This window comes from Bradyrhizobium sp. BR 10289 (assembly GCF_019455385.1).
Classification (GTDB): Bacteria; Pseudomonadota; Alphaproteobacteria; order Rhizobiales; family Xanthobacteraceae; genus Bradyrhizobium.
In genome coordinates this window covers 38,510-51,521 of record NZ_JACOFR010000021.1, presented here as the reverse complement: position 1 = coordinate 51,521, position 13,012 = coordinate 38,510, and the positions used below count along the sequence as shown (strand labels likewise).

Genomic DNA, 13,012 nt, shown 5'->3' with positions numbered 1-13,012 from the left:
TCAAGGGATCGGGGGACAGTTCCGCACGATTCCCACGATTTACCGCCCAAACGAAAACCGCCGCCCGGGCATGGCCGGGGCGGCGGCAGAATGGCGGGAGCACCTTAGGCGTTTATTCCTGAAGCTGGCGCTTCAGCGACTCCACTTCCTCCGACAGCGCATTGTCCTTGGACACCAGCGCCTCGATCTTGCGCACGGCATGCAGCACCGTGGTGTGGTCGCGTCCGCCGAAGCGGCGGCCGATCTCGGGGAGCGAGCGCAGGGTCAGCGTCTTGGCGAGGTACATCGCCACCTGGCGCGGGCGCACCACATTGGCGGTGCGGCGCGAGGACAGGAGGTCGGAGCGGCTGACATTGTACTGCCGCGCCACCACGCGCTGGATGTCCTCGATCTTGATCCGCTTCGGCTCCGAGGGGCGGATCAGATCGCGCACCTCGCGCTCGGCCATCTCCAGCGTCACCGGCTGGTTGTTGAGTTTCGAGTGCGCCAGCAGCCGGTTGATCGCGCCTTCGAGATCCCTGCCGTTATGCGTGATGGTGCGCGACAGATAGTTCAGCACCTCCTCCGGCACGTCGAAGGTCGCATGATGGGTGCGGGCGGCTGCGACGCGCGACTTGAGAATGCCGAGTCGCAGCTCTTCGCCGAGCGAGCCCATCTCGACGACGAGACCACCTGCCAGCCGCGAGCGCACGCGGTCATCGAGGCTTTCGAGATCGGACGGCGGACGGTCGGCCGCGATCACGACCTGGCGGCCGGCGTCGATCAGCGCGTTCAGCGTGTGACAGAACTCGGCCTGCGTCGACTTGCCCTGCAGGAACTGGAGATCGTCGATGACGAGCACGTCGATGCCGCGCAAGGCTTCCTTGAAGGCCAACGCCGTCTGCGTCTTCAGCGCGGCGACGAAGCCGTACATGAACTTTTCGGCGGTGAGATAAAGCACCTTGCGCTCGTTGCCGGAATTGCCGGCCCAGGTCACGGCCTGCAACAGGTGTGTCTTGCCGAGGCCGACGCCGGCATGAATGTAGAGCGGGTTGAACATGACGGGATCGCCGCGGCGACCTTCGGCAACCTGGCGCGCGGCGGCATGGGCCAGCGTGTTGGAGCGGCCGACGACGAAGCTTGCAAAGGTCAGGCGCGGATCGAGCGGTGAGCCGCCGAGCGCGTCATGATTGGCCGACACCGGCGCGGTCGCCGTCGAGCGCAGCTCGGGCGCAGGCGCGCGGCGCGTTTCGGCCGGCGCGGGCGCTTCCTTCGCCTGAACGACCGGGCGGACAGCGGAGCGAACGGTGAGATCGATGCGATGCACTTCCGGCATCTCGGCCTGCCAGCACGACAGCACGCGCTCGGCATAATGGGCCTGGATCCAGCTCTTCAGGAAGCGGGTCGGGACCGAGAGCCGCACGCTCTCGTCCTGCACGCCTTCGAGATCCATGCGCGCAAACCAGCTCGTGTAAACGTCCTCGCCAACGTTCGAGCGCAGCCGGCTCTTCACGCGTGACCAGCGATCCTGTTCCGATGTCGTCATCACTATCAAACTTCTCTTGAGAGATTGGGTTGCGTTGTGAGCGCCATGCAGGGTTCCTGCCGGAATCCCGGGATGACGCGACCTCAAGCGAGTCCATCTTCAGGCGCAGCTCCGCCGCCCGGCGCGAACGCCGCGGGTCAGATCAGCGATGTCTGGGATGGAGAGTTCGCGAGGTCAGCGCGTACTCGACGTGCCCTCGCACGCCGGAGGCTGAACGCAGGACGGATTGGAAACGGCATCGTAGGACGATGAAATCAAAGTCAATACCGCGTTGAATCCGTAGGACATGATACCTCCCCGTCCTGCCGTGATCGCTCACGGCAGCTCCTGCGTAAAAGACAGCCGCGTCGCGGATGTCTGCCCGTCTGCACTGCTCGTTCGTTCGGCGTCGCCAATCTCGCGTGTCGGGGGTAGCAGCAGGTGTCTCTCTTGTGCGCCTGGCGCGAGCGGGATGCGAAAGATCCCGCTTGGAGACATCAAGACAAAGAGCTACCGTTCCCATATTGCTATGGGTTTTGAACCGACAATCGCTTGTTGAAGCGTCGCCAACGTGCACACCGCCGCCGATTTGCACGCTCGCCCCGTTTCCAAAACCGCGCTGGTCTCAAGATCGTGGGCGCCGCGAACGACTTAAGGAATACACCAAGCGGAAAGACTCGCAACGAAATTGATTCACAGTTGAGGCGTTTAAAATCTTGACCAGCGTTAACGCCGCGCCGGAGTTGTGCACAGGTCTCGGAGCAAGAGTTTGGATTCGTGCACAGATTCGAAAACGCGCCGCGTCGTGTGACAATTCCCGGCCACTGCCAAAAATTTTTTACAAAAGCGTCACGCACACGACGCGTCGGCAAATTTTCCAAATGCTTGCCGCAGCTATGTCGATAAGTGATTAGCGAGACATCGTTTTTTGAGTCTCGTTTCACAGGGTAACTCCATCGCGCGATGCGTGCCTGTGAAACTACGGTGTGCAGAACTCGTGCGTGTGCAAATGCGAGTTAGCCCCGTCCCGCAGGGGTTTTTCGCAGCGCAGTGAAAGTTTCCGCTGTTGCAAAATCACCTGCAGGTAAAACTACGGGACGCATCATAGTGCGACGATGCAAATCTTCCAGGCGAAGATGCGACGTCGCGCGACTGCTTGCGTGAATATGACAGGCAACAAAAAAGCCCGGCACGGGGCCGGGCTGTTTGTCGTGCTGATCGTGTCAACCGATCAGATGATACCGCGTTCTTGCTTGCAAGATTACTTGGCGAGCTTGGCGATCTGCGCGGTGAGGCGCGAGACCTTGCGGCTGGCGTTGTTCTTGTGGACGATGTTGCGCTGGGCGGCCTTCATCAAGGCGGGCTCGGCGGTCGCCATCGCCTTCAGCGCGGCGGCGCGGTCGCCGGTCTTGATGGCTTCCTCGACGGTGCGCACGGCGCCACGCATCTGGGTGCGGCGCGACTTGTTGACGGCGGTGCGGCGCGCAATCTTGCGCGTCGCTTTCTTGGCGGAAGTGGTATTGGCCATGGTCTCAATATCCTTTTGCGATACCGGTCGCGTCTGGGTCGGGTAGCGCCGGCTTGCTGGACCGCGGAATCGACGCTTGGATTTAGGGTGTTCGGTTGCTGGGCCGTTCCCGGAGCATGAGGCCCGAAAGAGCTCAAAGCCCAGGGAGCCTGCAACTGCTCAAAGAACAGCGGCGGCAGGATTGCGCCCGCCGCCAGTTGGCGCCCTTATAGAGAGGGTCTGTGGCACCGTCAACGCTTTCGGGCGCGGAAAACCGGCCTCAGGCGGCTCGGATGGGTGCCGTAACGCCCTGAAGAGGTTGAATTTCTGCCGTCGCCCGGCTATTGGCTGGCGGCGTTTGACGGGTCGTCCGATCGGACGACCATAGAAGGTGGGGCATGATCCGCGGCTTTTTCCGACTGATTGGGCTGTTGCTGCTGGCCGGCGGGTTCATCTTCATGGTCTATGACGGCGCCCGCTGGGTGGCCGACCAGACCCTCAAATTCACCCGGTTCGGCCAGTTCTGGAACGACATCAACCAGACCAGCCAGGCCGCGTTCCGGACCTGGGTCGAGGCCAAGGCGCCCTGGCTCTGGACCTCGGTGATCCGCCTCGTGCTGGACCAGCCGGTGTTCGCCGTTCTCGGCATTCTCGGCATCCTGCTGATGATCCTGTTCCGCCCGCGCAAGCCCCTGATCGGTTACTCCAGAGACTAAGCGCCGTGCCGGCAGCGGCGTAACAACGCTGCCCCTTGCCGCGTAAACACCTATATTCCCCCCTGATCGCGAGCGCGCCGCCTGAGCACCTGGTTCAGGCGATGCGCAGCTCGTTGCGGAGACTTGATCATGCTGTTCATGCGCAAGACCACCGCATTGCCGAGCGCAGCTGAAGCGCTGCCCGGCCGTGCGCAACCCATCCCCACCGCGACCACGCATTTCGTCAACGGCAGCAAGCTGCACGCGCCCTATCCCGCCGGCCTCGAGCAGGCGGTGTTCGGGCTCGGCTGCTTCTGGGGCGCCGAACGAAAATTCTGGGAGCTCGGCGAGGGCATCTACACGACCGCTGTCGGCTATGCCGGCGGCCACACGCCGAATCCCACTTACGAAGAGACCTGCTCGGGGCGCACCGGCCACACCGAAGTGGTGCTGGTCGTGTTCGATCCCAAGAAGATCTCCTACGAGAAGCTCTTGAAGACGTTCTGGGAGAACCACAACCCGACCCAGGGCATGCGTCAGGGCAACGATGTCGGCACGCAGTACCGAAGCGCGATCTACACGACTTCGGATGCGCAGAAGAAGGCGGCTGATGAATCGAAGGCGCTCTATCAGAAGGCGCTTGCCGCCAAGGGTCTGGGTGCCATCACCACCGAGATCGCGCCCGCCGGCGCGTTCTATTTCGCCGAATACTACCACCAGCAATATCTGGCCAAGAATCCCGCCGGCTATTGCGGTCTCGGCGGTACCGGCGTGTCCTGCCCGATCGGCGTCGGCGTGAGCGCGTAGTCTCACCGGAAGTTCGTCATGGCCGGGCTTGTCCCGGCCATCCACGTTCTTGGTCGCGCGAAAGAAGATCGTGGATGCCCGGGACAAGCCCGGGCATGACGGAGTGTGGGGATGCTATCGCGTCCGCGTCGTCGCGATCCACCTCCTCAACGCTTTATTAACCATAAATGGTGCATCACTGGAGCTGTCTCGTTTCGAGGGATGGGTCCGGTGCCTGTTGCACGCGCGTTTCGATCGTCGATCTCGGCAGTCACCCTGGCAGCGTCCGCCGCGCTGAGCCTTGGCGGCTGCATGCAGACCGCCGGCCCGGTTGCCTATGTGCAGCCGCGGCCCGATCTCGATTCCATGGCCTATGGCCAGCCCTATGCCGCGCCGCAACCGGTCGTCGTCGCCAACAATGGCGGTGGCGCAATCGCTGCGCTGAGCAATTCCTTCGCCTCCGCGCCTGCGCCGATGCCGGTCGGCTACTCTGCGCCGATGGCCGCGCCGGTGCGCTACGATTCCTCCTATCACCTCGATGCCGGCGACAAGCTGCGCGTCGTGGTCTACGGCCAGGAAGGCCTCACCAACAGCTATGCCATCGATGCCGGCGGCTCGATCACGATGCCGCTGATCGGCGCGGTGCCCGCACGCGGCCGCACCACGGCGGGCCTTGCCGGCGAGATCGCCGCGCGCCTGCGCAACGGCTATATCCGCGAGCCTTCGGTCGCCGTCGAGATCGACGCCTATCGCCCGTTCTTCATTCTCGGCGAAGTCTCCGCGCCCGGCCAATATCCTTACGTGCCGAACATGACCGTCGAGAGCGCGGTTGCGATCGCAGGCGGCTTCTCGCCGCGCGCCAAGCGCGACGTCGTCACCGTCACGCACACCGAGAACGGCGGCGCCATGCGCGCCATCGTTCCGCTCGGCACCCCGCTTGCGCCCGGCGACACGGTGTTCGTCGGCGAGCGGTGGTTCTAGGCCCCGTCATTCCGGCGCGCGCCGCGCGAGCCCGGAATCCATTCCTCCATCGACTCTGGCGCCCGATGGATTCCGGGCCCGCGCTATGCGCGTCCCGGGAATGACAGCGGAGGTGATGTCGGCCGCCCCGTCTACCTCCTGAAATCCAGCCGCCCGTTCGGAAAACATCCGTCGATCCGTGCATCGTCGACCACGAGGCCGACCCACGGCCGCGTGATCGCAGGGTTGGTCAGGTTGATGTACTTCCCGACCAGGCGCGCGCCTTCGCGCGCCGCATCGATCAGGCCGTGGCGCCTGCCGTGATCCCAGTCGAAGCGCAGATAGATCCGTTCGTCTGCGAGGCGCAATTCCGCCCGCCCGTCCTTCCATGCCTCCGGCGTATCACCAGAGACGGTCGGATCGGCGCCGCCATTCCAGCGGCTCGCCCAGCCGCCTTCGAGTGGATCGGCGGCGGGAATGGATGCCCAATGCGCCGCGTTGGCGTCATCAGCATCGCCGGCAAGGGCGGCGGTTGCGGCGTAGTCCATGACATCCGCGTCGTCAGGAGCGGGCACGTCCATCGTGCCGAACGGATTGCGGATGATGATGTTCGTGTCGGCTTGCTGCATGACGGGTTCCCGGCGTGAGTTGGCAAACTCAGCCAGATCTATCGCCGGAGGTGAGGGGGCAGCCACCCGATTCCTGCTCTCGTCATTCCGGGGCGCGCGTAGCGCGAGCCCGGAATCCATGGCGCTACAATCTCTGCGGCCCAATGGATTCCGGGCCTGCGCCGCCTCGCGGCGCATCCCGGAATGACGGAGGAGAGAGTCGGGCGCTACTTCGTCAAATGCTGCGCAAAAAATTCCATCGAGCGCGGCCAGGCGATCTCCGAGCTCGCCTTGTCATAGCTCGGCCGTTCGTCGCAATGGAAGCCGTGCTGGGCACCGGGATAGACGAACACTTCGACATCCGGCCGCTTCGCCTTGACGGTCTCGACATCGGTGAGCGGAATGCCGGCGTCCTTCTCGCCGAAATGCAGCTGCGTCGGCACTTTCGGTTTCTCGTCGGCAAAGCGCACGACCGCGCCGCCGTAATAGCCGATCGCGGCTTTCAGGCCCGATAGCCGCGTCGCCGCGACGAAGGCGATGCTGCCGCCCAGACAGAAGCCGATGACCCCGACCGGGCCGACGCCTTTCACCGCATCGATCGCAGCCTGCGTGTCGCGCAGCATCGCCTCCCAGTCGGGATTGGCGACGAATTTGCGCGCTTCGGCAATCTCGTCGGGCGTGTAGCCCGACTGGAAGTTCGGAGAGGTCCGGTCGAAGATCGACGGCGCGATCGCGACATAGCCTTCGCCGGCAAGACGATCGCAGACCGAGCGGATGTGATGATTGACCCCAAAAATCTCCTGGATCACCACCACCGCGCCCTTCGGTGCGCCTGAGGGATCAGCGCGATAGGCGCCGAGCTGGAAATTGTCGGAAGCCGTCAGCTTGATGTCTTGTCCCACGCGGGTTGTCCTTCTTGTTGATCGTCGATCGGGAAGCTCTCTTACTGCCACATCCAGTTCTCGCCAAAATCCTCCTTCCATCCGGCCAGCCGGCCGTGACGGAATTGCAGGAACAGGCGGTGGCGATAGGGGATCAGCCCGCTGCCGCCGAGGTTACGAAGCGCCAGATAGATCTCGTTGCCGGGCCGGCCCCGCACATATTGCAGCGGCTGGCCGAGGGCGCGCGCCGTCTGTTCGGCATCCATGCCGAAGGCGAGCGGGGTGTTGTTCGACAAGGTCGTGACGAAAGGCTGGCGCATGCCGCCGAACGGCTCGGCCTGCGCCGACATCGAGAGCAACACCACGCCCGCAGCCAACATCGCCCGCTTCATTGCCTGTGTTCCTGTCTGGCCTTGTTAACCCGGCAAGTTCTTCAGGAAAGGCTCGACCGCGTCAACAAAAGCCTGTGGTTGATCGATGTTGACGGCGTGTCCGGCGGCGGGGATCACGACCTTTTGTGCGCCGGGAATCTTTGCCGCCATGTAGTCGCTTGCGGCCAGGAACGGCGTGTCGTCGGCGCCGACCACGATCAGTGACGGCACCTTGATGTCGGGGAGGAGCTCGATCACCCGCGCGTCGCGCTGGGTCAACATGCCGCGTGCGGCGAGCGCAAGCCCCTTGGCGTTGCGATGGCTCGCGGTGGCGCGCTCGCGCGTCGCTGATTTCAGCATCGCCAGTCCCTCCTGTTCGAGCCTGTCGGCGGTGCCGAGCGCCCGCGCGTTCCAGGCTTCGCGCGCATCGTCCTTCTTGAAGCCCGGGCCGGTGTCGATGATCAGCAGCGCGCGGGCGCGATGCGGAAAAGCGCGATAGAACGCCAGCGACATGTAGCCGCCGAGCGAAAGCCCGCCGATGATGGCGCGCTCCGCGCCGACCGCATCGAGGATCGCCGCGATGTCGCCGACCGTCAGCGCTTCGCTATAGGCGCCGGGATCGTCGGGATAATCGGACTGGCCGTGGCCGCGCATGTCCCACAGGATCAGCTTGTGCTTCTTCGACAGCGCCTCGACTTGGCCGTGCCACATCGCCGATGTCGAGGAATAGCCGTGGGTCAGCAGCAGCGGCGGACCATTGCCGTGAACTTCGTAATAGATCGCGACGCCGTCCCGATTGATCTTCGGCATTGTTTCCGCCCCTTTCTTTTTTCTTCTCGCCGCCCGGGCGGCGAGACGGGTGAAGGTATCTCTGCTCGAAATCGTAGGGTAGGCAAAGGCGCACCGTAAGGCGGTCGAAGGCTGCTTGAGACATTCCGCCGGAGGCTCGCCTCGGCGGAATTGTTTTGGAGGGGGCGAGCCCGTCCTAAATTCCCCTTATCCATCAATGCCCATTGTACTGTGCATGGGGTTGTTTTCACCCTCTATGCGGTTCCTTCCGGGAACCGATTTCCGTAAAATTCAACTCATTACGGGAAGCTTCCATTGAGCACGCCTCTTAAGGGCCGGAGAACCTGATCCGGCTTAGGCTGACGCCAAATCCCGTCCCGTGCTCTTCATCAGTGCTCTTGGGGAAGCCATGAACGCGCCAGCCAAATCCGCCGCCAAACGCCGGCTTCTGCTCGCCTCCGACCGGAGCGATGCGAGCACGGAGCTCGCCAGCATCCTGAAGGCGGTCGGCGACGTCTCGACGGTGACGACGCAGGAGATTCCGGAAGCGCCCGCGCGCGATCTCTCCGGTCTCGTCGTCGACATCAACCTGCGCTCGCCCGAGAGCGTGCAGCGCGTGCGCAACAAGCTGCGCGGCGATGCCTATCGCGCCATGCCGCGGCTGTTCGTGCTCGCCGACGCGCTTCATCACGGCACCATGCAGGCCTGGGCGCTCGGGGCCACCGACACGATCTCGCGACCGCTCCAGCCCGAGGACATCCTGCAGCGCATCCGCGCCGCGTTCCCGGACACCGCCACCTATGACGCGACCGATCGCGGCAAGACGCTCAATCGCGGCGTCGAGGCGGCGCATGCGGTGCTGAAGAAGATGTTCGAGAAGCTGCCGCTCGGCGTGCCCCTGACCTTCGACGACGTCATCGCCGCCGAGAGCAAGATCCTGAAAGCGATCAAGCACTCCTCGCTGCGCGAATGGCTGACGACGGTGGGCTGCCACCATGTCGGCAGTTACCGCCACTGCCTGTTCGTCACCGGCTTTGCGGTCTCCTTCGCGCAGCACCTCGGCATGCGCGAGGACGACCAGCGCCGCCTGACCCGCGCCGCACTGCTGCACGATGTCGGCAAAGCCTTCGTTCCCTCCGTGCTGCTCGACAAGCCCGGCAAGCTCACCGACGAGGAGATGGCCGAAGTCCGCCAGCATCCGCGTCGCGGCTATGACGCGCTCGCAGCCCAAGGCGGCTTCCCGCCGGAGATGCTGGACGTCGTGCTGCATCACCACGAATTCCTCGACGGCTCCGGCTACCCCAACGGGCTGTCGTCGAACCAGATCAGCGACATCGTGCGCCTGACGACGATCGTCGACATTTATGCAGCCCTGGTCGAGAAGCGCGCCTACCGGATGCCGTTCACGCACTCCCGTGCGTTCGCGATGATGGAAGGCATGGGCGGCAAGCTGGACCAGCAACTGCTGCAGGCGTTCAGGCCCGTGGCGCTGGGCTCGTTCTGACGCGGCGTTCTCCGCCGCCTCATCCTACCATCTTCCTGAGCTCCGCCTTCGCCACCTTCTCAAGCGTCGAGCGCGGCATGTCGTCGACCAGCCTGATCTCGCGCGGCACCTTGAAGTCGGCGAGGCCCTTGCGGCAGGCCGCCATCACGCTGTCCTGCAAATCCGGCGCAGCACCCGCAACGCCGCCCTGCGGGATGATGAAGACGACCGGCACCTCGTCCAGCATCGGATGCTTCTTCGCCACCACGGCCGCCTCGCGCACGCCGGGAACGAGCGCGATCACCTGCTCGATCTCGGAGGCCGCGACGTTCTCGCCGCCGACCTTCAGCATGTCCTTGGCGCGGTCGCCGAACTTGATGAAGCCGTTCTCCAGCCGCTCGACGCGGTCGCCGGTGAGAAAGAAGCCGTGTTCGTCAAAGCTCTCGCGGGTGGCTTTCTCATTGTGCAGATATTCGGCGAACAGCGACAGGCCGGGAATGCCCTTGATCGCGAGATTGCCGGTGCCGCCGACTTCGGTCGGCCGTCCGTCGTCGTCGGTGATGCGGATCTGATATTCGGGGGCGGCGCGGCCGATCGACATCGGGACGTTGGGCTGATCGACCTCGCCGATGATGCCGTGGGTGATGGTCTCGGTCATGCCCCACCAGCCGATCATCTTGACGCCGAACGCGGCAAAGGCCGGCGGTTCGCTGATCGCGGTGCCCCACAGGCGGAATGTGTGGTCCTTCGGGATCTCCTGCTCGAGCAGCGCCTTCATGCAGAACGGAATGGTCGAGGTCCAGGTCGAGCCGTGCTCGCGCGCGACGCCCCAGAAGCGGCTCGCGGAGAAGCGCGGCTGGATCACGCATGTCGCACCGACCCACAGCGCCGCCAGCATCGAATAGGCCAGCGCATTGGTATGAAACAGCGGCAGATAGGTCTGGTGCACGTCATTAGCGTGAAGGTCCTCATGCGCAGCGTTGATCTTGGCGCCCCACAGCGCGTTGGAGTGGGTCCACAGCACGGCCTTTGGCCGCGATGTCGTGCCGGACGTGTACTGCACGCTGCAGGGCGCCAGCGGATCGGTCGCGCGCTTTGGGCGATCGGCGCTGTCGGCGAACAGAGCATCAAAACTGTCGCCGCGTGAGACCGCCTGCGCAGGCGCTGCGCCCGCGTCATGCGAGGTCACCGCCAGCCAGCGAATGTTGCGGCAGTTCTGCGCGACGATCTCGGCATAGGCCGGCTGCGTGATCGCGGCGACCGCGCCGCAATGATCGGCAAAATATTCGATCTCCGCCGGTGCCGAGCGGGTGTTGGTGGTGACGGCGACCGCACCCAGCTCGACACAGGCAAACCAGGCCAGCAGTGCCTCGATGCAATTGTCGAGATGAATGAGCACGTACTCGCCCGGCTTCACGCCGCGCTTGACCAGCCCCGCCGCCAGCGCGCCGACCCGCTCGTGAAACGCGCCGTAGCTCCAGCGCCGCGCCGGCGCATCGAACGGCGCCCAGATCAGGAACGGATGATCACGCCGGACCTCGGCGCGCATCTTCAGGAGCCAGGGCACGTCGAGCCCGTCGAACGGGCCTACGATTCCGGCTGCGCTCTGCTGAATAGACATGAATCCTCCCCGTGCAGCCTGCATCTTGCCGGCGGCTGCCTTTTGTTGATTGCGTCTTCCTGCCACCGGATGGCACGGGGCGCAAATCGGGGGGAGGCGTGTGTGTGGCAGCCCCACGCTCTCTCCCCGTCATTGCGAGGAGCCCTTGCGACGAAGCGATCCAGGGTCTCTCCGCAGAGGGATTCCGGATTGCCTCGCTTCGCTCGCAATGACGGCGGTTGAGGGCGGCAGGGGAGCCCTGTCAGCCTCAATCCGCGTAGGATGAAATCTCGATCAGGCTCCCGTCCGGGTCCCGGCAATAGACCGAGCGCAGCGTGCCGCGGGCGCCCTGCTTGGGAACCGGGCCTTCCTCGATCGCGACGCCATGTGCCTTCAGATGCGCCACCACTTCGTCGGGCGCGGCCGAGGTGAGGAAGCACAGATCCTCGCTGCCTGCGGTCTGATGCTCGGCCGTGAACCACTCGATCTTGTCGGCATCGCGCGGCCGGACGTTTATTTTCTGGTTACCGAATTGCAGGGAAGTCCGCGGCGCTTTGCCGCCGCCGGGATCGAACACCTTGACTTCCATGCCGAGAATCTTGCGGTACCACTCGGCGGTCACAGCGACATCGGCGACGTTGATCACGAGATGATCGAGAGCTTCGACCTTGACCGGCATGCCTTATCCTTTCGTCGTGATGCGCCCCGCACTCTATCCGCCTGCGGCAAGCTTTGTTACAACCGCGCCGACGACACTTTCAAGAACACACCTGGGAGAACCCTTGAGATGATCACTCGCCGTTCCGCGCTGGGCCTGCTTGCCGCCACGCCTCTTGCAGCCAGCCCGCTGTCGAAAGCCTTTGCCGCCGACTATCCGTCCCGGCCGGTGAAGTTCGTGGTCGGCTATCCGCCGGGGGGCGCCACCGACATTCTGGCAAGGCTGATCGGCCAGCGGCTGTCGGAAAAGTTCGGCCAGCAATTCGTGATCGAGAACAAGCCGGGCGCCGGCAACAATATCGGCACCGAATCCGTCGTGAATGCCGAGCCGGACGGTTACACCGTGCTGCTGGTCAATCCGGCCAACTACATCAACGCCACGCTCTACGCCAATCTCAAGTTCAACTTCGTCCGCGACATCGCGCCGGTCGCCTCGTTCCAGCGCGTGCCGAACGTGATGACCGTCAACAAGGACGTGCCGGCCAAGAACGTCGCCGAGTTCATCGAATACGTGAAGGCCAATCCGGGCCAGGTCAACATGGCCTCCTCCGGCAACGGCACCTCGGTGCATCTGTCCGGCGAGATGTTCATGGCGATGACCGGCTGCAAGATGCAGCACGTGCCCTATCGCGGCGCTGCGCCTGCGATCACCGACATGCTCGGCGGCCAGGTGCAGGTGATCTTCGACAACATGCCCTCGATCATCCAGCACATCCGTTCCGGCAGCTTGCGCGCGCTCGGCGTCACCACTGCGCAACGCTCGCCGCAACTGCCCGACGTCCCCGCGATCGGCGAGACCGTGAAGGATTACGAGGCGAGCGCGCTGTTCGGCATGGGCGCGCCGAAGAACATGCCCAAGGACCTGATCGCCAAGCTCAACACCGAGATCAACGCGCTGATGAAGGAGCCCGACATGACCAAGCGCCTGGTCGAGCTTGGCGGCGATCCGCTGGTGGAGACGCCGGAAGCGTTCGGCAAGGAAATCGAGGCCGAGACCGCGAAGTGGAAGAAGGTCGTCGAGTTCGCCGGCCTGAAGGTCGAATAGCGATCTTGTGATGGCCATGATTGGAGCCCTGCCGTCAGGCAGGGCTTTTTTCTTGGATGTCTGTCC

Annotated in this window: 13 protein-coding genes; 5 read left to right on the top strand and 8 right to left on the bottom strand. The window is 64.2% G+C overall.

What is annotated here, in order from left to right:
• Positions 1-112 precede the first annotated feature (112 nt).
• Together dnaA and rpsT are read right to left on the bottom strand one after the other, a co-directional pair.
• On the bottom strand, positions 113-1,525 hold the full coding sequence (dnaA, locus tag HYH08_RS28100; RefSeq protein ID WP_220013076.1) for a chromosomal replication initiator protein DnaA: 1,413 nt from the start codon (positions 1,523-1,525) through the stop codon (positions 113-115).
• 1,240 nt (positions 1,526-2,765) lie between these two features.
• Positions 2,766-3,032, bottom strand: a complete 267-nt coding sequence (gene rpsT / locus HYH08_RS28095) for a 30S ribosomal protein S20 (protein ID WP_220013075.1) — start codon at positions 3,030-3,032, stop codon at positions 2,766-2,768.
• Between the two features lie 377 nt (positions 3,033-3,409).
• On the opposite strand from rpsT, the gene HYH08_RS28090 reads away from it, so the two are divergent.
• The 3 genes from HYH08_RS28090 (at position 3,410) to HYH08_RS28080 (ending at position 5,473) form a co-directional block, all read left to right on the top strand.
• Positions 3,410-3,727 (top strand): hypothetical protein, encoded by a 318-nt coding sequence (locus HYH08_RS28090; RefSeq protein WP_220013074.1) that lies wholly within the window; start codon positions 3,410-3,412, stop codon positions 3,725-3,727.
• Between the two features lie 129 nt (positions 3,728-3,856).
• Complete coding sequence (gene msrA, locus HYH08_RS28085; protein ID WP_220013073.1) at positions 3,857-4,513, top strand: peptide-methionine (S)-S-oxide reductase MsrA; 657 nt, start codon at positions 3,857-3,859, stop codon at positions 4,511-4,513.
• Positions 4,514-4,723: 210 nt separating this feature from the next.
• Entirely contained in the window at positions 4,724-5,473 is a 750-nt protein-coding gene (locus tag HYH08_RS28080) for a polysaccharide biosynthesis/export family protein (RefSeq protein WP_220013072.1), read from the top strand.
• Between the two features lie 131 nt (positions 5,474-5,604).
• Here HYH08_RS28080 and HYH08_RS28075 read toward each other — a convergent pair whose 3' ends face one another.
• The 4 genes from HYH08_RS28075 to HYH08_RS28060 all read right to left on the bottom strand — a co-directional run bounded on the left by HYH08_RS28075 (position 5,605) and on the right by HYH08_RS28060 (position 8,122).
• Positions 5,605-6,081: a hypothetical protein gene (locus HYH08_RS28075; RefSeq protein WP_220013071.1), complete on the bottom strand. Its 477-nt coding sequence runs from the start codon at positions 6,079-6,081 to the stop codon at positions 5,605-5,607.
• Between the two features lie 206 nt (positions 6,082-6,287).
• The gene (locus HYH08_RS28070; RefSeq protein ID WP_220013070.1) at positions 6,288-6,962 is read right to left on the bottom strand and encodes a dienelactone hydrolase family protein; all 675 of its coding nucleotides are present in this window, start codon (positions 6,960-6,962) and stop codon (positions 6,288-6,290) included.
• 41 nt (positions 6,963-7,003) lie between these two features.
• Entirely contained in the window at positions 7,004-7,333 is a 330-nt protein-coding gene (locus tag HYH08_RS28065) for a hypothetical protein (RefSeq protein ID WP_220013069.1), read from the bottom strand.
• Between the two features lie 24 nt (positions 7,334-7,357).
• Positions 7,358-8,122, bottom strand: coding sequence for an alpha/beta fold hydrolase (locus HYH08_RS28060; RefSeq protein WP_220013068.1), 765 nt, complete (start codon positions 8,120-8,122; stop codon positions 7,358-7,360).
• Between the two features lie 388 nt (positions 8,123-8,510).
• Between HYH08_RS28060 and HYH08_RS28055 the strand changes: the two genes are divergently transcribed.
• The gene (locus tag HYH08_RS28055) at positions 8,511-9,605 is read left to right on the top strand and encodes an HD-GYP domain-containing protein (RefSeq protein ID WP_220013067.1); all 1,095 of its coding nucleotides are present in this window, start codon (positions 8,511-8,513) and stop codon (positions 9,603-9,605) included.
• A 19-nt stretch (positions 9,606-9,624) separates the two neighbouring features.
• Here the strand turns inward: HYH08_RS28055 and HYH08_RS28050 are convergent, their stop codons facing one another.
• The gene (locus tag HYH08_RS28050; RefSeq protein WP_220013066.1) at positions 9,625-11,205 is read right to left on the bottom strand and encodes an AMP-binding protein; all 1,581 of its coding nucleotides are present in this window, start codon (positions 11,203-11,205) and stop codon (positions 9,625-9,627) included.
• Positions 11,206-11,452: 247 nt separating this feature from the next.
• The gene (locus tag HYH08_RS28045; protein WP_220013065.1) at positions 11,453-11,863 is read right to left on the bottom strand and encodes a VOC family protein; all 411 of its coding nucleotides are present in this window, start codon (positions 11,861-11,863) and stop codon (positions 11,453-11,455) included.
• A 108-nt stretch (positions 11,864-11,971) separates the two neighbouring features.
• Between HYH08_RS28045 and HYH08_RS28040 the strand changes: the two genes are divergently transcribed.
• Positions 11,972-12,946, top strand: a complete 975-nt coding sequence (locus HYH08_RS28040; RefSeq protein ID WP_220013064.1) for a Bug family tripartite tricarboxylate transporter substrate binding protein — start codon at positions 11,972-11,974, stop codon at positions 12,944-12,946.
• The last annotated feature ends 66 nt before the right edge of the window (positions 12,947-13,012 follow it).

Coding starts and splice junctions, on each gene's coding strand:
- HYH08_RS28040 (WP_220013064.1), top strand. CDS start 11,972: ATGATCACTCGCCGTTCCGCGCTGGGCCTGCTTGCCGCCACGCCTCTT.
- msrA (WP_220013073.1), top strand. CDS start 3,857: ATGCTGTTCATGCGCAAGACCACCGCATTGCCGAGCGCAGCTGAAGCG.
- HYH08_RS28090 (WP_220013074.1), top strand. CDS start 3,410: ATGATCCGCGGCTTTTTCCGACTGATTGGGCTGTTGCTGCTGGCCGGC.
- HYH08_RS28060 (WP_220013068.1), bottom strand. CDS start 8,122: ATGCCGAAGATCAATCGGGACGGCGTCGCGATCTATTACGAAGTTCAC.
- rpsT (WP_220013075.1), bottom strand. CDS start 3,032: ATGGCCAATACCACTTCCGCCAAGAAAGCGACGCGCAAGATTGCGCGC.
- dnaA (WP_220013076.1), bottom strand. CDS start 1,525: ATGACGACATCGGAACAGGATCGCTGGTCACGCGTGAAGAGCCGGCTG.
- HYH08_RS28065 (WP_220013069.1), bottom strand. CDS start 7,333: ATGAAGCGGGCGATGTTGGCTGCGGGCGTGGTGTTGCTCTCGATGTCG.
- HYH08_RS28050 (WP_220013066.1), bottom strand. CDS start 11,205: ATGTCTATTCAGCAGAGCGCAGCCGGAATCGTAGGCCCGTTCGACGGG.
- HYH08_RS28075 (WP_220013071.1), bottom strand. CDS start 6,081: ATGCAGCAAGCCGACACGAACATCATCATCCGCAATCCGTTCGGCACG.
- HYH08_RS28055 (WP_220013067.1), top strand. CDS start 8,511: ATGAACGCGCCAGCCAAATCCGCCGCCAAACGCCGGCTTCTGCTCGCC.
- HYH08_RS28045 (WP_220013065.1), bottom strand. CDS start 11,863: ATGCCGGTCAAGGTCGAAGCTCTCGATCATCTCGTGATCAACGTCGCC.